Origin of the sequence: Pantoea sp. GL120224-02 (assembly GCF_900215395.1) — a bacterium.
In the GTDB taxonomy this organism is placed as follows: Bacteria; Pseudomonadota; Gammaproteobacteria; order Enterobacterales; family Enterobacteriaceae; genus Pantoea; species Pantoea communis.
The window spans coordinates 215018-232918 of sequence record NZ_OBEC01000002.1 but is presented as its reverse complement, the minus strand read 5'-3'; the positions used below and the strand labels follow the sequence as shown (position 1 = coordinate 232918).

Below are 17901 nucleotides of genomic sequence, written 5' to 3'. Positions count from 1 at the left end.
TCAAAGGCCGCTTGCGCGGCCTTTTTCATTCACAGTTTCTCAACCGCCCAGGCAATTCCGCTGGCGTACTCTTCCGGCAGCAGCGGCACCAGCGCGTTCAGCGCCGCCGCAAGGCGTGCCTGATCGCTATCGGTGAGATTTAAGTGCCCAACCTTACGGCCCGGACGCACTTCTTTGTCATACCAGTGCAGATGCACCAGCGGCTGTTGCAGCCAGTCGACATTCACGTCGGTACCAATCAGGTTCACCATCACAGATGGCGCGAACACCACCGGCTTCGGCAGCGCCAAACCCAGCACCGCACGCAGATGCAGCTCAAACTGGCTGATCGACGCGCCGTTTTGCGTCCAGTGACCGCTGTTGTGCACGCGCGGCGCCAGTTCGTTGATCAGCAGGCCTTCTGGCGTAATGAAACACTCCATCGCCATCACACCAACGTATTTCAGCTCATGCATGATCGCGCTGAGCATCGCTTCCGCTTGTTGCTGTTGCGCGGCATCGGCCTGCGGAAACGCCACGCTGGTGCGCAGAATGCCGTCCTGATGCAGGTTATGCGTCAGCGGATAGAACACCGTGGTGCCATCCTGACCGCGCGCACCGACCAGCGACACTTCACCGCTGAAGTTGATGCCCTGCTCAACGATGCATTCGCCGTAGCACTCGTCCGGCAAAGAATCGGTCTCGTTGGCGCGCAAACGCCACTGACCGCGACCGTCATAACCGCCGGTGCGACGTTTCACAATCGCCAGTTCGCCCAGCGAGCTGAACACCTGCGACCACTCGCTTTTATCCGCCAGCAACTGCCATGGCGCCGTCGCCAGGTTCAGCTGATCGAGCAGCTGTTTCTGCGTCAGGCGATCGGCCAGACGCGGGAAGATATCGCGGTTCACAAACGCCGGATGCAACGCCAGCTCACGCGTTAACGCGGTTTCCGGCCAACGCTCAATCTCTGCGGTGATCACGCTTTCGGCGATCGGCAGGGCAGAAGGTTCAGCATCCAGACCTACCGGATACACCGCGATGCCCAGCGGTTCGCCCGCCTGGCGCAGCATACGGCCTAACTGACCGTTGCCGAGTACGCAAACCGGTTTCATGCATCCACCCGCGGATCTGGGTTGTTCAGCACTTCGTCAGTCTGAGTTTGACGCCAGGTGGCGAGAAGCGCCGCCAGCTCTTTGTCATGCACCGCCAGAATCTGTGCCGCCAACAGCGCAGCGTTAGCCGCACCGGCTTTACCGATCGCCAATGTGCCGACAGGAATACCGCGCGGCATCTGCACGATGGAGTAGAGGCTATCCACACCGCTCAGCGCGGCGCTTTGTACCGGCACGCCCAGCACTGGCACCAGGGTTTTGGCAGCAATCATGCCCGGCAGATGCGCAGCACCGCCCGCTCCGGCAATGATCACATGGAAACCGTTATCTGCGGCGGTTTCGGCAAAGCTGAACAGTTTGTCTGGCGTACGGTGAGCAGAGACCACTTCAACGTGGAACGGAACATCCAGGCTGTTAAGAATTTCCTCGGCGAACTGCATGGTAGCCCAGTCACTTTTAGAACCCATGACGATGGCGATACGAGCCGGGGTGGCGTTGGATGACATGCGGTCAACTCCTGTGAATAGTCAAACGAACCTGGCCGGGCGGGCAGGTAAAGAAGGGCACAGAGAATAGCATGAGAAGAGAGCAAGGAAAACGGTTGCGTGGCCGGAAAACGGGCAATGGTGCGTGAAGATGGGCAGATGATGAATCTTCATCCCGCTGAGTGCCGAGCACTGGCGCGCCCGACTATTTCAGGATTCGATTTTAAAACGGGAATTCGATCAGCTGCACGCCATCGGCATCGACCTGAATCATCGAGCCCTTTTCATGCCAGGCACCGAGTACCACGCGCTGGGCGCTTTCACCTTGCACAATCAGCTCATGCACCGCCGGACGGTGAGTATGCCCGTGAATCAGAATCCGCACCTGCTGGCGCGTCATCGTATCGATCACGGCTTGCTGATTAACATCCATGATGCTCATCGACTTGTGCTGGTTGGCTTGCTTGCTGTCGGCGCGCATACGTGCGGCAATGCGCATGCGGATGCGCAACGGCAGGGCGAGGAACAAGCGTTGCAACCAGCGCTGATGCACTTTGGCGCGGAAGCGTAGATAGCCTTCATCGTCAGTACATAAAGTATCGCCGTGCATGATCAGCACGCGATGGCCGTACAGGCTGAGCACTTGCTCTTCCGGCAGCAACGTCATCCCGCTTTCACGCGCAAAACGCTTACCAAGCAGGAAGTCTCGATTGCCATGGATGAAGAATGTGGGGATCGGCAGGGCTTTCAGTGCTGCGGCGATTTCACGATGTAGCGGATTAGGATCGTCATCACCAATCCAGGCTTCAAACAGATCGCCGAGGATGTAAAGCGCATCGCAATCGCGCGCTTCACCCTGCAAAAAATGCAGAAAACCGGCAGTCATTGCCGGTTCTTCTGTGCACAGATGCAAATCTGCGATAAACAGCGTGCGCGACATTACTCGCTAACAGTCACTTTCTGGATGACAACGTCGTCAACCGGAACGTCCTGATGCATGCCGCTGCGGCCCGTTTTCACCGCTTTGATTTTCTCAACCACGTCCATGCCTTCAACCACTTCGGCGAACACGCAGTAACCCCAGCCCTGCAGGCTTTCGTCACGGAAGTTCAGGAAGTCGTTGTCAGCTACGTTGATGAAGAACTGTGCAGTCGCTGAGTGTGGCGCCTGAGTACGGGCCATTGCCAGCGTACCTTTGGTGTTCTTCAGGCCGTTGTTGGCTTCGTTACGAATGTCTTCTTTGGTGTCTTTCTGCTTCATGCCGGGCTCAAAACCGCCGCCCTGGATCATGAAACCGTTGATAACACGGTGGAAGATGGTGTTGTCGTAGAAACCTTCACGGCAGTAGTCCAGGAAGTTTTTCACGGTAGCCGGCGCTTTGTCATCGAAGGTTTTGATTACGATGTCGCCATGGTTCGTCTGGAAAGTGACCATTATATTCGTCCTGTTACGGGTGTCGTCAGTATCAACTGCCGCGCCTGCTAAGCGGCGGGGCATTTTTGTAGACGCCTCTTATATCACAAATTCCGATGGCTCGTCAGTAAGGCAGCCACAGAAGGTAAGCGAGCGATGCACAACTGAGAAAAATACGGCACAATACCCAGCTACGCTGGAAAGGCGTATCCCGCAAACGTTAATAACGGAATCGTTCAATGCTGAAGATCTATAACACCCTGAGCCGTCAGAAAGAGGAATTCAAACCGATCCACGCTGGTCAGATCGGCATGTACGTCTGTGGAATTACGGTTTATGACCTTTGTCATATCGGCCATGGGCGGACCTTCGTTGCATTTGATGTGGTGTCACGTTATCTGCGCTATGTGGGCTATCAGCTCAAATATGTGCGTAACATTACCGATATTGAAGACAAGATCATCAAACGTGCCAACGAAAACGGTGAGAGCATCGAAACACTGACCAACCGTATGATCGCTGAAATGCACAAAGATTTTGATGCACTGGGCATTCTGCCGCCGGATCTGGAGCCGCGTGCCACGCGCCATATCCCTGAAATCATCGAACTGGTAGAGCGTTTAATCGAACGCAAACACGCTTATGTGGCCGATAACGGCGACGTGATGTTCGATGTGCTGAGCGACAAAGGTTATGGCGTGTTGTCGCGTCAGGATCTGACTCAGCTGCAGGCGGGCGCGCGCGTTGAAATCACCGAAATCAAACGCAACCCGATGGACTTCGTGTTGTGGAAAATGTCCAAACCTAACGAGCCCGCGTGGAATTCGCCGTGGGGCAATGGTCGTCCAGGCTGGCACATTGAGTGTTCCGCGATGAACTGCAAACAACTCGGCACCCACTTCGATATCCATGGCGGTGGATCGGATCTGATGTTCCCGCACCATGAAAATGAAGTGGCGCAGTCAACCTGTGCGCACGACGGCGATTACGTCAACTACTGGATGCACTCCGGCATGGTGATGGTCGACCGCGAGAAGATGTCGAAATCACTGGGCAACTTCTTCACCGTGCGCGATGTACTGGCGCATTACGATGCGGAAACCGTGCGTTACTTCCTGATGTCGGGCCACTATCGCAGCCAGCTTAACTACGGCGAAGATAACCTCAATCAGGCACGTGCGGCGCTGGAGCGTCTCTACACCGCGCTGCGTCACACCGATGCCAGCGCTACGCCAGCAGGCGGCGAAGAGTTTGAAGCGCGCTTCCGCACCGCAATGGATGACGACTTCAACACGCCGGAAGCCTACTCGGTGTTCTTCGACATGGCGCGTGAAGTGAATCGCCTGAAAACTGAAGACAAAGCCGCCTCTGATGCCCTGGCCGCGAAACTGCGTCAGCTGGCGAACGTGCTGGGCATCCTGCAACAGGATCCAGAGCAGTTCCTGCAGAGCAGTGCGCAGGTGAATGATGACGAAGTGGCAGAGATCGAGCATTGGGTCAAAGCGCGTTCTGATGCACGTGCCGCAAAAGATTGGGCACAGGCGGATGTGGCGCGTGACAAGCTGAATGAGCTGGGCGTGATTGTCGAAGATGGTCCGCAGGGTTCGAGCTGGCGTCGTAAGTGATAGCGTCGGGTGCGCGTTTGTCGGCACTCGAATAGGCAGTTTGAAGGGTGCGCTTTCATCAGCACCCAAATTCTCAGGTCGCAGGGTTCACGTTGATGCGTACCGGAATTTACCAGCCGCAGAATAGCAAAAGGGGCGAACCGCAGTTCGCCCCTTTTTTATTTGCCTGAATGCTTAAGCTACAACGGTAATTTTATAACCGGCGAACTCAACTTGCTGGCCTGCCACAATCTTGCAGCGCTTACGCGTTTCGATTGCGCCATCAACACGCACTTCGCCATCCGCGATAGCCACTTTTGCCTGCGCACCGCTCTGCACCCAACCTTCGAGTTTCAGCAGGTCACACAAATCAACGTGAGCATGTTCGCCCAAAGAAAAACTGGCCATTATGCCTCCTCCACGTCGTGATACTCTTCGCACGCGACTAATGTATTTTGAATCAGGGTCGCAACGGTCATGGGACCGACGCCACCGGGAACCGGGGTGATATAAGACGCACGCTCAGAAGCGCTCGCAAAATCCACATCGCCCACCACTTTACCGCTCTCCAGACGATTGATGCCAACATCAATCACCACCGCGCCTGGCTTGATCCAGTCACCCGGAATAAAGCCTGGTTTACCGACCGCCACCACCAGCAGATCGGCGTGCTCAACGTGATGACGCAGATCTTTGGTGAAACGGTGCGTGACGGTGGTGGTGCAGCCCGCCAGCAGCAGCTCCATGCTCATCGGACGACCGACGATATTGGATGCGCCAACCACCACGGCGTTCAGGCCGTAAGTATCGATATTGTAGCGCTCCAGCAGCGTGACGATGCCGCGTGGCGTACAAGGACGCAGCTTTGGCGCACGCTGGCACAGACGACCGATGTTGTACGGATGGAAGCCATCGACATCTTTGTCCGGCACGATACGTTCCAGCACTTTGACATTATCGATGCCGGCAGGCAGCGGCAGCTGAACCAGAATACCGTCGATTTCGCTGTCATTGTTCAGCGTATCGATCAGTTCCAGCAGTTCGGCTTCGCTGGTGGTCGCAGGCAGATCGTAAGAGCGGGAGATAAAGCCCACTTCATCACAGGCACGACGTTTGCTGGCGACATAGATCTGCGAAGCGGGGTTCTCACCCACCAGCACCACTGCCAAACCTGGCGCACGTTTACCGGCTGCCAGACGCTGCTGTACTTTTTCGGCAACCTCAAGGCGCACCTGCTGCGCAATCGTTTTACCGTCAATAATTTTTGCTGCCATCAGAGAGGAGATCCATCTGTAGAGAGTTAAATCGGGGATTGGCGCCTATTCTGTCAGAAGCGCGTGCGGCTGTCAGGTAGAGATTCATTTCGCCTGTGCGTTTCACGACTTTCCGCAGTGACGTGAGGCCGCCTTAACGCGTATTATGTCCCTCAGGAAATTATGTGGATGCCGTGATGATTTGGTTAATACTCGCCACGCTGGCGGTGGTGTTTGTTGTAGGGTTTCAACTACTGACGGCCGGTTCGCGCCATGCTGCGCAAGGGCTAAGTAAACGGCTGCAACTGCCGCCAGTTCACATCGAATCGATGCTGTCGCTGATGGGTAAGGACGCGGCCAAAGAGTTCACCGATTACATCGCGGGTGATAACGAAACCCATTTGGCTAACGGCGCAGCAGTGATGCTGATCTGGCAGGTGTTGATTGTCGATGGCAGCGACGAGAACGCAGTGCGCTGGCACGGGATTTTGACTAAAGCTGGGTTTTCGGGGCTGATCTTGCGGCAGCAGCTTTTGCTGGCGTTGGGATTTTTGCGTCAGTTGGAGCCGGAGAGTGCGGAACTGCATGCGCTGCGCGAGCAGTATAATGCGCGGTTTACGCAGCAGGGGATCGAGCTGGAAGGGGAGTCTGGCGAGGTGAGCAATCTGGTGTCGATGAGTGAGTGGCGTAAGCGGCATTGATGGGATGGGGATTGTTGGGAATTGAGGGCGGAAGGCGCGGTATGGGGCGTACTGCTCGTTCTTTAGGACGAATTGTTCAATGATTCAACACTCTGGAGCCGCAGGGCGGCAAAAACGTTGACGCGAGAGCGTGCAAACGTATAATCCGACGCAACCACTATGCGCCCTTAGCTCAGCTGGATAGAGCACCGGCCTTCTAAGCCGTAGGTCACAGGTTCGAATCCTGTAGGGCGTGCCAAATTTCAGATAACACATTTCAAAAAAACTTTTCTTTATTTCCCCTGATAGCTGATTTTTTATGTTGAGATCCTATAAATGCTAATTCAATGAGCACCAATTTAGTAGTTTGTTGAGAGATTGGCTCACCCCATCGAATGGGAATTAAATGATTTAGCAACACTCAACCCTAAAAATCCTATTTATCCATTTGTTAAAAATTATCCCGATAGGCTTGCATAGGCCCATCAATATGGTGGGGAGAACAAAAGCTGAGTAACAGCTAATAATAAGCCTGAAACTCAGCAACTTTTGACTATTCTTCGGATAGCTCCCAAGAAATTTTTAATGAGGGATGCTCGAAGGTGACTTCGTAGCCACGCGCTTGCAATGACTCGGTAACATCATCGAGAAATTCATTGATATCCTCTTCGCTAAGTCTGTAGCTTGCGCTAGATTGACCAACTTTTTGGCAATCATTTAATTCATAAAAGATTGAATCCATTAGCTCTTTAAAACGCATATCCCTTTTGCCACGTTCAGTAGCTTCGCGGGCACCATCTGCATCACGGTCAAACATTTAACACCCCTTCAATAGTCCGAATCCCAAAGTTATCGACTGCGGAATATAATTGGGGATGACAGTTTTAAAGATCAATGCCTTGATAAAAAAAAACATGAACTAACAGAATTGATGGGTATCAAGGGTGACAGCAGATAGCAGAGATCGAGCAATTACTGAGAAATCTGGGCGAGTTTTACCGCGCCGCTTAACGTTCTAGGCTGTTTGCCTATATAAGGAAAAGCCTGCAACCGCCGTAGTTTTGAACGCAATTCCCGAAAGGGGCGCTTCCAAACCTAGGATCTCCTCTTTTCGGCGCGACAATTTTTCCGGTAGCTTTTGTCGTGTAGGTTAGGGGAAGCTGAAACTTCAAGACAACAAGAATTGGGTTCTTGAATTGTTTTTTTGTTAATTTATTGTTTTTTATATGTTTTGTTAAACCTCTTCTTTGGGGCAAATTAGCCCAAGGGATCAATGCGATGCTTTGCAGTGAGATCCTTGGCTAATCAGGCTTCCGAAGTTGCAACCTGTTCTCTGGTTCCCTGCTTGGGTCGGCGATGTAAGCTACTCTGCTTTAAAAAGGGGCTCACGACATAAGCCCTTTGCAAAACATGATATCTCACTATTAGGTGACCCTGACCCGAAATCCTGCTCCATTTAGAAACAGAACTCCGGCATGATAATGACTCCCCTAATCGCGTACAGCGGCAGTTTAACGTCGTGCGGGCCATTCAAGTCTGTGTCACCGATTTTGCCTATAGTGTGCCAGGAGTTCAGGGCGAGCATGGATGCTCAAATGAACCACGAGTCTGTATGGAATACTGAACAGGTCACTCACGATGAGTAACACAAAAGTCCCGCCGATTGTAACGGTGGTGAACATGAGCGGTAGTGATCTGCGGCATGCCCGCAGGGTAATGCAACCCACTGACAACGGGGGGAAGGTGACCCTGACCCCGAATATGATCCTCAAGGTGAAGTGCTGTAAAGCTGAAGAACACAAACCCATTAATCCGCTTCAGAGGGTTGGAATGTTGCCATGGTTTACGTGATCTGATAAACCGTGCAGAAGTAACTCGCAATGGTAGCTATGCATTGTCGGTCGAAGAGGCTCTGACATCTTCGATTACATTGAAGTGTTCCACAACCGGCCCGCCTTTACATTCAATTCGGCGGCGACAGTCCAGAGGACTTCGAACACGCCTCGTCGCGCGGACAGTATATGTCTACGATTGTGTGGTTACTCCACAATTTTAAATTGAGTTCAGTTGTAACCATGTCCCGAGTGGGGAGTTGCTTGCTTTCGATTCACCATTAAACGAAAATTATCATACACATCATCGAGTGCTGTCTAAATGCACACTAAATGTTAGAGCTTTACTCGAGTTGACTACTGTGATTGCATACAGTTATATGGAGGTGGCATGTTTTCTTCAAGTGTTTCACGTTTTTGAAGAGATGTGTCAACCCATTTACAATGACGATAAAAGTAACCTGAGCGATGCAGCAACATCTGCTTTAATCGAGTGAGGCATTCATGTTTATAGAGATAAGTTACTGTATAGAAAAGCTTCATCGTTGTGCGATTTTTGCTGTAATAAGTTAATCCGATGGCTACTTCCATCAACTAGAATTGGCTAAAAAATATGAAGTCACCATCGTTTAAATTTATCGACTTGTTCGCCGGTTTGGGCGGATTTCACCTTGCCCTAAATAGGCTCGGTGGGCAGTGTGTTTTTGCAGCTGAGTGGCAAAAACATCTGCAGGATCTTTACCAGATTAATTTCAATCTTCGTCCTGAAGGAGATATCACTTTGATATCTCCCTGTGATGTGCCTACACATGACGTGCTGACTGCGGGTTTTCCCTGCCAGCCATTCTCCAAAGCTGGAGAGCAGCTTGGGTTTGAGTGCACGAAACAAGGTGACTTGTTTTTCAATGTGGCAGCAATACTCGAGCAGAAGAAGCCGAGCTTCTTTATTCTTGAAAATGTACCGAATCTGCTCAAGCATGATGAAGGTCGAACCTGGGAAGCTATTCAGGAGATCTTAGGGTTAGGTCCAAAGGGACTAGGATATCACATTGCTGCTGAACGCTTCTCACCGCACCATTTTGGTATCCCGCAGATTCGAGAGCGCGTATATATCATTGGTTCACGAAAGCCTCTAAATGATTTTTCTTGGCCTCAAAGAAATCCGGTAGAGACAAACATTGATAGCATCCTAGATGATCATCCAGCTAATGCGAAGCTGCTTTCTACGCAGGTTTTAGACTGTCTAAATGTCTGGGCAGATTTTTTGAAACGCTGCCCAGTAGATGTTGAATTGCCTTCTTATCCGCTATGGTCAATGGAGTGGGGGGCAACATATCCATACGAACAGGAAACACCCTACGCTTTAAAAGAGGATCATGGTATTGACGGTCTTAAGGGGTTTTCGGGGAGCCATGGACGCAAAATCGGCTACCTGCGCACTCTCGAAGATCGTTGGTTGGCGTTGCCTAGCCATGCCCGTACCCCTCAGCGAAAGTTTCCCAAGTGGAAGGTAGATTTCATTCGCCAGAACCGCCAGTTCTACTCTGACAATAAGGAATGGATTGATCCTTGGTTGAAAAGTATCTTGAAATTTCCGTCAAGCCTTCAAAAATTAGAATGGAATGTCAAGGGTGGTAAGCGCGATCTGTGGGAGTACGTTCTGCAATTCCGTGCATCAGGAGTAAGGGTGAAACGCCGTAACACCGCCCCTAGCTTAATTGCAATGACTGACACGCAAGTGCCCATAATTGCATGGCAGAGGCGTTACATGACCCCGGAGGAATGCGCTCGTCTGCAGAGTTTAGACGAATTGAAGGCGCTGCCATCTACACCTACTAAGGCTTTCCATGCACTTGGGAATGCTGTTAACTCGACAGTTGTTGAGCTGGTTTCCCGTGCTCTTTTGGGGGATTTTATAGGACAACCTCCGGTAACTGGAGACATTAAAATTAGCAATGGAAAGGTCGATGCATGACGGATAGTCAGAAGTCTAGTCAATTACCAGCTATTGAAATCCGGCCCGAAGTAACGATGCTCTCGGTGCTACGCCATCTAAATTACAAGCCATGGTTTGCCATGGCCGAGTTCGTCGATAACTCAATTCAAAGTATGATCGCCAACAACGATCAATTGCGATTGCTGCATGGTGGTAAATTTCAACTCAAGGTGGATGTAAAAATAGATACTTCTGGTCCTGGTATGATTGTTATTAGTGACAATGCTGCTGGAATATCAGAAGTTGATTTTCCTAGAGCATTTCGGGCTGCTCAAGTTCCAGAGGATCGTAGTGGGCTTTCTGAGTTCGGCATGGGGATGAAGAGCGCGGCATGCTGGTTTGCAGAGAAATGGAGTGTTCGTACCAAAGCAATTGGCGAATCAATAGAACGCACAATATATTTCGATGTTAGAAATATTGTCGAAAACAAGATTGAAATTTTGAATACTGAAGTTCGTAAGGTCGACCCATCGTCACATTACACAGTGGTGACTCTCCGAGGTCTACATCACATTCCACAAGGGCGAACGGTAAGCAAGATTCGAGACCACCTAGCCAGTATTTATCGAATGTTTCTAAGAGATGGACGGCTGTCACTAAAATTAAATGGTTCACCGCTTTCATATAAATGTCCTAATATACTCACTGCTGTTGCTTATACATCTCCCGGGGTACAGGCGTACGGTGATAACGTAGTACCTGTTGAATGGCGGAAAGATATCGATTTGGATTTTGGTGGAAATCAGCGTGTCACAGGTTTTGCCGCACTACGTGAAGTTGGTTCAACACCATTGGCCGGCTTTGCTTTATTTCGTCGTGACAGATTAATAGAAGGTAGCTTGGACGAGAGCTATCGGCCTAGCTATGTATTTAAACAAACTAACAGCTATCCCTATCAAAGATTGTTTGGTGAACTGCATGTCGAAGGATTCGAGGTTAGTCATACGAAAGATGGCTTTCGCTGGGAAGAATACGAAGATATTTTTCTGGAGTATTTGAAAGCTCAAATCGAAGATCCCCCACTGAATTTACTCGCTCAAGCCGAAAATTATCGGGCACTTCCTTCGCGAAAAACTATTGAGACACGAGCTGTTGCAGCGACTGCCGCTGTTGCAAAGTACGTCGAAAAAGAAGTTGCCCCACTGTTGATTGAGGCTAATAAATATCCAACAGATGTAGATGGGTTGCCTTCCGAGCTCGTTGCTGGAGAACTCCAGGCTTCTGAGCGTATTGTCGAAGTTAATGATGGCAATTATCAATGGGTCATAACTTTGAGAACCTCTGTAGATCCTGCAACAGAGGATTGGGTTTCAGTCGCAGTTACTCAGAAACCCACTGACTCTGGCGAGGACATCCGGCGTTTGACTATTGATCTTTCATTGGCTCATCCTTTTTCCATTGAATTTTTGGGCGTGAACAATGAGAACGTTGAAGTATTGCTGCGTGTTTCAACATCGATATGCATTGCTTTGATCTTAACGGAGGATGTTTCAGGAGTGTCACCAGAGAGTTTTCTTTATCATTTCAACTACTTGATGAGAGGGGCTCTGTTGAGAACCTCGTTAGAGAAATAAAATATGGCAACCTCTATCGAAATCTTAAAAACTCTTCAACCACCTTTACGTTGGGTGCCGGAAAAAAAAGACATTACTGAGGATTTTCTTCGAAGCAAATCCAATGATCCTAATGGTCCTAGCTACGAGGATTTAACTGATGGTATGAACTCTGTGCTTCAAGAAGCACAAAGAATTCTTGGTCGTTGCTTGCCTCCGACAGAGCCCTCAGGGAGAGAAACTGGATTAGTAGTGGGTTATGTGCAAAGCGGCAAAACATTATCTTTCGAAACAGTAATTTCTCTAGCGCGAGATAACGGTTATGGACTTGTAATTGTTTTAGCAGGTACGAAGAATAACCTTCGTGATCAATCTGAAAATCGCTTGAAGAAAGACCTTGGTATCGATGATGGAGAGAATTGGTATCACTATTCCAATCCCACCGATAACGTTAAAAGACAGATCGAAGATAAACTTGTTGCTTGGAAGAAAAAACCTACAAAAAAAGCCATTTTAGTTACCGTACTCAAACATGGTGGCCATCTGGAAAATTTAGCTACTTTAGTTAAAAAGTTGTCGGTATCAGATGTTCCATCTTTGGTTATTGATGATGAGAGTGACCAGGCAAGTTTAAATACGAAGTCGGCTAAGATTCGTAGTGGTAAAATTGCACCTTCAGAAATGAGTACGACCTACGAAAAAATTTGTAAGCTACGTGACAAACTCCCACATCATTCATATCTGCAGTACACAGCTACACCACAAGCAAATCTTCTATTGGCACAAACTGATTTACTGAATGCTTCGTTTGCAGAGCTGGTGACACCTGGTGAGGCTTATACAGGTGGAAAGTCTTTCTTCGGAAAGAATACCCCCCTCGTCAGAGACATTCCATCAGAGGAAGTACCCGGACCCACGAATATATTGAAAGCGTCACCTAAAAGTTTACTGAGTGCCTTACGTTACTTCTTATTAGCATGTGCTCATCATGCGTTGACGCGTGAGCGAAAGAAAGACAGAAACCGCTCAATGATGATTCATCCGGCGATGGCGACCACTTCCCATACTCATTATAAGGATTGGCTTGATAAGTCCTTAAAGACGCTAAAGTCATTCGTCGAAAAGCAATATATTAATAAAATCGATGCTGTGACTCAGATGTTTCAATCGGAATATGATTCGCTTAAAAAAACATATCCCAAAATTAAACCATTGAGTGACTTGATTTCCGCAATGGTTGATGAAGTATTCAGCGAAATGAATCATGTCGTGGTCAATGGAACTAAGGATGCGGAGAAAAATATTGACTGGAAAGCCACGCCATACTGGATTCTAGTGGGCGGCGCTAAGCTAGATCGAGGTTATACAATCGAAGGCCTTTGCGTGACCTATATGCCACGTCCCTTAGGTACTTCACCTGCAGCAGATACTCTGCAGCAGCGAGCTCGGTTTTTCGGATATAAGAAATCATACTTGGGGCTCTGTCGTGTTTTTGTTCAGCGGAATGTGAGCGATGCTTTCACCGAGTATGTAGAGCATGAGGAGTTTGTTCGAGAGGCCTTAGAGAATTCGCGGGGCAAACCTCTTTCTGACTGGCGCCGAGATTTTGTGCTCACATCCATGCTTAAGGCTACTCGTGCGAACGTAATTGGACTCGGTACGCGTCGTATTCCAGCCAATGGCTGGATGGTGCCTGATGTTCTGCAAAGGGATGATGATGCTGTTATAGCCAATCGAGAGTTGCTTTCTTGCGTGGTAAAGAAATGGACTGCTGAATATGGTGCACCTATTAACGCAGCAGAATTTTCTCAATTAAAAGGCGGTAAAAATTTATCACCGCACTTCATGTTTGACCCTATCCCGTTAAAATCGGTGCTTCAAGATTTTCTGCTTGAGGTAAAAGTTAAAGATCCCTCAGATGCTGAGGAACATAGTGCGATGTTGCTCGCGATAGCAGCACTTCTCAGGAAGAGTCCAGATCTCAAGGCCGATGTATTTCTTATGAACAACTTAGTGGCGGGTTATCGAACACGATCCACTGGACGTGGTGTAGAAGCTAAGCACCGCTTTGCACCAATTAACCAATATTTCAGCCAAAGTGCAGACACTGTTAATGACAGGAGTTTTTGCTCTAATGAACGTGTCTCTATTCAGCTACGTCGATTCAATTTAGGTACGACGCTGCGTGACTCCGTTAGTGCCGATATTAAAAATATAACTTGGTTTGCATTACATGTGCCAAGCAAGTTGAGGACGGATTTACTAATCGAGGAGCGCTGTTAGTATGAGTATCTTCGATAATTTCTTAAATTTGCCCTGTGCCACGTCAGAGACGATTTTTACGGCGGTCCCCTTATCCGCACACCGTAATGATTTTCTCGCAAAAGGCTCTGATGGCTCCCCCATTTTTTTATTGCATGATGCCAGCGAGGCACAATATAGCCCTAGTATGCAGTTCAGGTATTTGAGTGCGCAGTTTCATGCTACTTGCAGAATTCATACCGATGATAAGGTGCTACAGGATCAATTTGCCCTCGTTTCTTGCGATGGCGCTGTGACAGAACTTCATGAAATATTTGTGCGTTGTTTCAGCGCTGCGATCGAGGAACTTCCTGTAAATTCTGGCACGCGAGAGTTGAATACTTGTATTCAGAAACTAGTGGATCTTTTCAGGTCCCTCTCTCAGCCAAGTGGGAAAGACGTTCTGGGTATGTGGGGCGAACTTTACGTAATCGCAAATAGCGGCAACATTACGGGCGCCATGGCAAGTTGGCACGAAGATCCATTCGATCGCTTTGATTTCTCATGGGAGCATGGATGCCTTGAGGTGAAGGCTTCCATGCAATCAGCTAGGCTTCATACCTTTTCACTTGAACAATTGATGAACCCCAAACAAGGAATTGGTTATGTTACGTCATTGCTATTACAACCTTTGACCGCAGGATTCGGTTTGATTGATCTTGCGAATTTGATTGAAATGGAAGTCAAGCATTCATCGGCACTAAAGCTGAAGCTTTGGAAAAATTTGGCTAAAGCTTTGGGGGGAGATTTTTCTGAAAAACTGGATAAGCGGTTTGATATCTCTTATGCCGAACGTAATGTCATTGTGTACGCAATGGATGACGTTCCAAGGCCTGAAAAACCAAATGATCCGCGTGTGATGGCAATTCGGTTTACCGCAGATCTTACGGCTACATCGTCCTCACTTAAAAAAAGTGCTTTGCCATCATTGTGCGACATTTTTGAATCTGTATTGTGACAGATAGTTATAAATTAAAGCAGATAATTTCTATTTTGGTTATTAGTGGCAAATAATCAAGATTATTGAAACTTCAGTGTCGATGATAAAATCTTTAATAAAATTAAAATTTGTTTTGATCGCCATATCAGCGTTCTGCTGGTATGGCTTTATACCCGCTCGCAATGTCTATATTTTATACGGATTTCATCTTGTGGGAAAACCTCGGGTATGGCCATTTATTCCTGCTTGTAAATTTCGATAATATCAGTCTATTAGGAGTGAAAGTCGAGTCCGGCCTTCGCACCTTACAGTTTCACCATTCCCAAAACCCGCCACAATTCCCCCACACTCAAATCCCTCACCACCGGACGTGGCTCCTTCCTCAACCAACTCACTAACCGCCCAATCCCCAACAAATCCAGCCCCTCCGAATTAAACAGATACTCATTATCCCCAAGCCCAAAAGTCTCATGAATCGATCTCTCCTCGGTCACAAACGAAACCCCAAACCTCTTCTCCGCGTCCTCCAGCAGCTCAACTCCATCATCTCCGGTAATACCCAGATCAGCATCCAGCCGGGTATGCTCAGTGATCACAGACTTGTGATCCCCCGAAAACTCACGCACAAACTCAATCACCTCTTCCAAAGTAGGCTTCACACTAACCTCCCCGATTCACCCCAGCCACCAACGGCAAATCCTCATCCAACGTCCCCAGCAAATACTCCACAAACACCCTTACCTTACTATTAGCCGTCTGCTTTGTTGCGAACACCGCACTCACCGGCATCGATCCCACCGCAAACTCCCTCAGCACCGGCACCAACGCCCCCGATGCCAAATCCGGTCCCGCCAGCCAGGCAGGAAACTGCGTAATGCCCAACCCCGCCAGCGCCGCGGCACGCTGTTGCTCACCATCATTACTCTGAAACCGCCCTTGAGGCATCAGCGTAATCGCCTTACCGTGCTCATCCACAAACCGCCACGGATGCATGCCGCGTCCGGCATTAAACGAGATGCACTGATGCTCACTCAGTTCAGCAGGTGAGGCGGGTACGCCATACTTCGCCAGATAATCCGGGCTAGCCACCGTGATCAGCGGACTATCAGCCAGCTTGCGTTGTGTCAGCGCCGAGTCCTGCAGTTCGCCGTGGCGGATGGCGACATCGATATTTTCTTCAATCAAATCCACATGTCGCTCGGAGACGCGCAGCTCCACATTCAGCGCAGGATAGCGCGCCAGTAGCGCGGGCAGACGCGGCACGATGTAGAAGCGGCCAAACACCGGTGCCACTGAGATGCGCAGCGCGCCAGCCGGTTCATCTGCGCCATATTTAACGTTTAATTCTAGCTGGTCGAATTCATCACGCAGGCGCAGTGCGCCGTCATAAAAGGTTCGGCCTGAGTCAGTTAAGGCGATGCCGCGTGAGGAACGTTTCAGTAACGGATGATTGAACTGCTTCTCCAGCGCGGCGATCTGTTTGCTGACCGCAGATTGGCCGATACCGGCTTCTTTGGCGGCGGCGGAGAAACTGCCGCATTCGACCACGCGCAGAAACAGCCGGATAGCATCAAGTCGATCCACTCAGTAGTCCTGATAGGAATAGATGGTATTCCATTAAGCCAGCTAGTTGCAGAAATTGGAATGGCATAAGGTTGCTTCTCACCCTTTTACCGGAGCAACTTATGAACAAGACACAGCATTCCTTAACCGATCACGACCGTTTGCAGGTGCAGCAATCACTGGCCGAGCAGCAAGCGCATCGCGAGCACTTTAGCGGCACAATGCGCGAGTATTATTACGAGATGACTGCAGAGACACCGCTGGCAGCAGTCGTGCACTGTGAGCACGTCGCGGATTCTGGCTGGTGGCTGTATCCGCAGGAGACGCGTACCGAGCAGGTTATCGTGTTCATCCATGGCGGGGCATATATGCTTGGCAGCGCGCAGGCCTATCGCGGATTCGCCAGCCAGCTGGCGATGCGCACCGGCTATTCAACCTTTGTGCTGGACTATCCGCTAGCACCGGAACATCCATTCCCGGCCGCGCCGGACAGGGTGATTGAGATATTAAACGGGCTAGTCGACAGCGGCATTGAACATATCGCGCTGGTTGGGGATTCAGCCGGTGCTGCGCTGTCACTGGTGGCGCTACAACATCATCAGCTGGTGCATAAAATCCGATCTGCCGTGCTGTTTTCGCCATGGACCGATCTGACCTTCAGCGGCGATTCGTTTAATGATCCCAGCACACGCGATCCGATTTTCCAGCCATCGATCCTGCGGGATGCTGCTGCGGCTTATTTGCAGGGCGCATCGGCGGAGGATCAACGCGCCTCGCCATTGTTGGCGCAATACAGCCACTTACCACCGCTGATGATTCAGGTTGGCACCGAAGAACTGTTGCTGGATGACGCCACGCGCTTAGCGGCTCAATTAGCTGAACAGGGCGGTGAAGTGCAGCTGGATATCTTTCAAGGCATGCACCACGTGTTTCAACGGGATATCCGCCTGGATGCCGCGCTTCACGCACTGGATTCCGCCGCCAGCTTTATTCGCCAGCATCAGTAACACTTCGCGTGCCCGGTCAGTGATTCCCGCAATTCTGGCCGGGCACAAATCCCTCCTCACATTCCCGTCCCATCACACCCCACACGCATTTATTTTAGCGATCCCCACATCCACCGATATAACCGTTAAGGGATCGTTTTCGGAGAGTGGTGGCTGGCGAGACAAGGGAGAGTCAATTTG

16 protein-coding genes and 1 tRNA gene are annotated in these 17901 nt (G+C 49.9%); 8 read left to right on the top strand and 9 right to left on the bottom strand.

What is annotated here, in order from left to right; translation table 11 throughout:
* Nucleotides 1-29: 29 nt before the first annotated feature.
* The 4 genes from purK to ppiB all read right to left on the bottom strand — a co-directional run bounded on the left by purK (nucleotide 30) and on the right by ppiB (nucleotide 3013).
* On the bottom strand, nucleotides 30-1094 hold the full coding sequence (gene purK, locus CRO33_RS05990) for a 5-(carboxyamino)imidazole ribonucleotide synthase (protein WP_034828220.1): 1065 nt from the start codon (nucleotides 1092-1094) through the stop codon (nucleotides 30-32).
* The gene (gene purE / locus CRO33_RS05985) at nucleotides 1091-1600 is read right to left on the bottom strand and encodes a 5-(carboxyamino)imidazole ribonucleotide mutase (RefSeq protein ID WP_097117462.1); all 510 of its coding nucleotides are present in this window, start codon (nucleotides 1598-1600) and stop codon (nucleotides 1091-1093) included. The genes purK and purE overlap by 4 nt, the downstream gene beginning before the upstream one ends.
* 202 nt (nucleotides 1601-1802) lie before the next feature.
* Complete coding sequence (gene lpxH, locus CRO33_RS05980; protein ID WP_097117461.1) at nucleotides 1803-2519, bottom strand: UDP-2,3-diacylglucosamine diphosphatase; 717 nt, start codon at nucleotides 2517-2519, stop codon at nucleotides 1803-1805.
* Nucleotides 2519-3013, bottom strand: a complete 495-nt coding sequence (ppiB, locus tag CRO33_RS05975) for a peptidylprolyl isomerase B (protein ID WP_034828227.1) — start codon at nucleotides 3011-3013, stop codon at nucleotides 2519-2521. The genes lpxH and ppiB overlap by 1 nt, the downstream gene beginning before the upstream one ends.
* 218 nt (nucleotides 3014-3231) lie before the next feature.
* Here ppiB and cysS point away from each other — a divergent pair, with 218 nt between their 5' ends.
* A complete protein-coding gene (gene cysS, locus CRO33_RS05970) occupies nucleotides 3232-4617 on the top strand; it encodes a cysteine--tRNA ligase (RefSeq protein WP_034828229.1) in 1386 nt (461 codons plus the stop codon).
* A 174-nt stretch (nucleotides 4618-4791) separates the two neighbouring features.
* On the opposite strand, the gene ybcJ is transcribed toward cysS, so the two are convergent.
* Complete coding sequence (ybcJ, locus tag CRO33_RS05965; RefSeq protein WP_097117460.1) at nucleotides 4792-5004, bottom strand: ribosome-associated protein YbcJ; 213 nt, start codon at nucleotides 5002-5004, stop codon at nucleotides 4792-4794.
* Nucleotides 5004-5870: a bifunctional methylenetetrahydrofolate dehydrogenase/methenyltetrahydrofolate cyclohydrolase FolD gene (gene folD / locus CRO33_RS05960; protein ID WP_034828233.1), complete on the bottom strand. Its 867-nt coding sequence runs from the start codon at nucleotides 5868-5870 to the stop codon at nucleotides 5004-5006. Before folD ends, ybcJ begins: the two co-directional genes overlap by 1 nt.
* Before the next feature lie 176 nt (nucleotides 5871-6046).
* Here folD and CRO33_RS05955 point away from each other — a divergent pair, with 176 nt between their 5' ends.
* On the top strand, nucleotides 6047-6550 hold the full coding sequence (locus CRO33_RS05955; RefSeq protein WP_097117591.1) for a DUF1198 family protein: 504 nt from the start codon (nucleotides 6047-6049) through the stop codon (nucleotides 6548-6550).
* 161 nt (nucleotides 6551-6711) lie between these two features.
* A tRNA-Arg gene (locus CRO33_RS05950) sits at nucleotides 6712-6788 on the top strand.
* A gap of 294 nt (nucleotides 6789-7082) precedes the next feature.
* Here CRO33_RS05950 and CRO33_RS05945 read toward each other — a convergent pair.
* The gene (locus CRO33_RS05945; protein WP_097117459.1) at nucleotides 7083-7346 is read right to left on the bottom strand and encodes a hypothetical protein; all 264 of its coding nucleotides are present in this window, start codon (nucleotides 7344-7346) and stop codon (nucleotides 7083-7085) included.
* A gap of 1628 nt (nucleotides 7347-8974) precedes the next feature.
* Between CRO33_RS05945 and CRO33_RS05935 the strand changes: the two genes are divergently transcribed.
* Genes CRO33_RS05935 through CRO33_RS05920 form a run of 4 tightly spaced genes read left to right on the top strand, consistent with a single transcriptional unit; the run spans nucleotide 8975 to nucleotide 15169 of the window.
* Nucleotides 8975-10336, top strand: a complete 1362-nt coding sequence (locus CRO33_RS05935) for a DNA cytosine methyltransferase (protein ID WP_097117457.1) — start codon at nucleotides 8975-8977, stop codon at nucleotides 10334-10336.
* A complete protein-coding gene (locus CRO33_RS05930) occupies nucleotides 10333-11931 on the top strand; it encodes an ATP-binding protein (RefSeq protein WP_217992805.1) in 1599 nt (532 codons plus the stop codon). The genes CRO33_RS05935 and CRO33_RS05930 overlap by 4 nt, the downstream gene beginning before the upstream one ends.
* A gap of 3 nt (nucleotides 11932-11934) precedes the next feature.
* Nucleotides 11935-14193, top strand: coding sequence for a Z1 domain-containing protein (locus CRO33_RS05925; RefSeq protein ID WP_097117456.1), 2259 nt, complete (start codon nucleotides 11935-11937; stop codon nucleotides 14191-14193).
* A 1-nt stretch (nucleotide 14194) separates the two neighbouring features.
* Nucleotides 14195-15169 (top strand): PD-(D/E)XK motif protein, encoded by a 975-nt coding sequence (locus CRO33_RS05920; protein WP_097117455.1) that lies wholly within the window; start codon nucleotides 14195-14197, stop codon nucleotides 15167-15169.
* A 287-nt stretch (nucleotides 15170-15456) separates the two neighbouring features.
* Here CRO33_RS05920 and CRO33_RS05915 read toward each other — a convergent pair whose 3' ends face one another.
* Together CRO33_RS05915 and CRO33_RS05910 are read right to left on the bottom strand one after the other, a co-directional pair.
* Entirely contained in the window at nucleotides 15457-15810 is a 354-nt protein-coding gene (locus CRO33_RS05915; protein WP_097117454.1) for an acyl carrier protein, read from the bottom strand.
* A 1-nt stretch (nucleotide 15811) separates the two neighbouring features.
* Entirely contained in the window at nucleotides 15812-16735 is a 924-nt protein-coding gene (locus tag CRO33_RS05910) for a LysR family transcriptional regulator (protein WP_097117453.1), read from the bottom strand.
* 101 nt (nucleotides 16736-16836) lie between these two features.
* On the opposite strand from CRO33_RS05910, the gene CRO33_RS05905 reads away from it, so the two are divergent.
* Nucleotides 16837-17721, top strand: coding sequence for an alpha/beta hydrolase (locus tag CRO33_RS05905; RefSeq protein WP_097117452.1), 885 nt, complete (start codon nucleotides 16837-16839; stop codon nucleotides 17719-17721).
* The last annotated feature ends 180 nt before the right edge of the window (nucleotides 17722-17901 follow it).

Excerpts from the sequence above, each read along its gene's own strand:
- CRO33_RS05945 (WP_097117459.1), bottom strand. The coding sequence starts at position 7,346 with ATGTTTGACCGTGATGCAGATGGTGCCCGCGAAGCTACTGAACGTGGC.
- lpxH (WP_097117461.1), bottom strand. The coding sequence starts at position 2,519 with ATGTCGCGCACGCTGTTTATCGCAGATTTGCATCTGTGCACAGAAGAA.
- cysS (WP_034828229.1), top strand. The coding sequence starts at position 3,232 with ATGCTGAAGATCTATAACACCCTGAGCCGTCAGAAAGAGGAATTCAAA.
- CRO33_RS05930 (WP_217992805.1), top strand. The coding sequence starts at position 10,333 with ATGACGGATAGTCAGAAGTCTAGTCAATTACCAGCTATTGAAATCCGG.
- CRO33_RS05935 (WP_097117457.1), top strand. The coding sequence starts at position 8,975 with ATGAAGTCACCATCGTTTAAATTTATCGACTTGTTCGCCGGTTTGGGC.
- CRO33_RS05905 (WP_097117452.1), top strand. The coding sequence starts at position 16,837 with ATGAACAAGACACAGCATTCCTTAACCGATCACGACCGTTTGCAGGTG.
- purK (WP_034828220.1), bottom strand. The coding sequence starts at position 1,094 with ATGAAACCGGTTTGCGTACTCGGCAACGGTCAGTTAGGCCGTATGCTG.
- ybcJ (WP_097117460.1), bottom strand. The coding sequence starts at position 5,004 with ATGGCCAGTTTTTCTTTGGGCGAACATGCTCACGTTGATTTGTGTGAC.
- CRO33_RS05920 (WP_097117455.1), top strand. The coding sequence starts at position 14,195 with ATGAGTATCTTCGATAATTTCTTAAATTTGCCCTGTGCCACGTCAGAG.
- folD (WP_034828233.1), bottom strand. The coding sequence starts at position 5,870 with ATGGCAGCAAAAATTATTGACGGTAAAACGATTGCGCAGCAGGTGCGC.
- purE (WP_097117462.1), bottom strand. The coding sequence starts at position 1,600 with ATGTCATCCAACGCCACCCCGGCTCGTATCGCCATCGTCATGGGTTCT.
- CRO33_RS05955 (WP_097117591.1), top strand. The coding sequence starts at position 6,047 with ATGATTTGGTTAATACTCGCCACGCTGGCGGTGGTGTTTGTTGTAGGG.
- CRO33_RS05925 (WP_097117456.1), top strand. The coding sequence starts at position 11,935 with ATGGCAACCTCTATCGAAATCTTAAAAACTCTTCAACCACCTTTACGT.
- ppiB (WP_034828227.1), bottom strand. The coding sequence starts at position 3,013 with ATGGTCACTTTCCAGACGAACCATGGCGACATCGTAATCAAAACCTTC.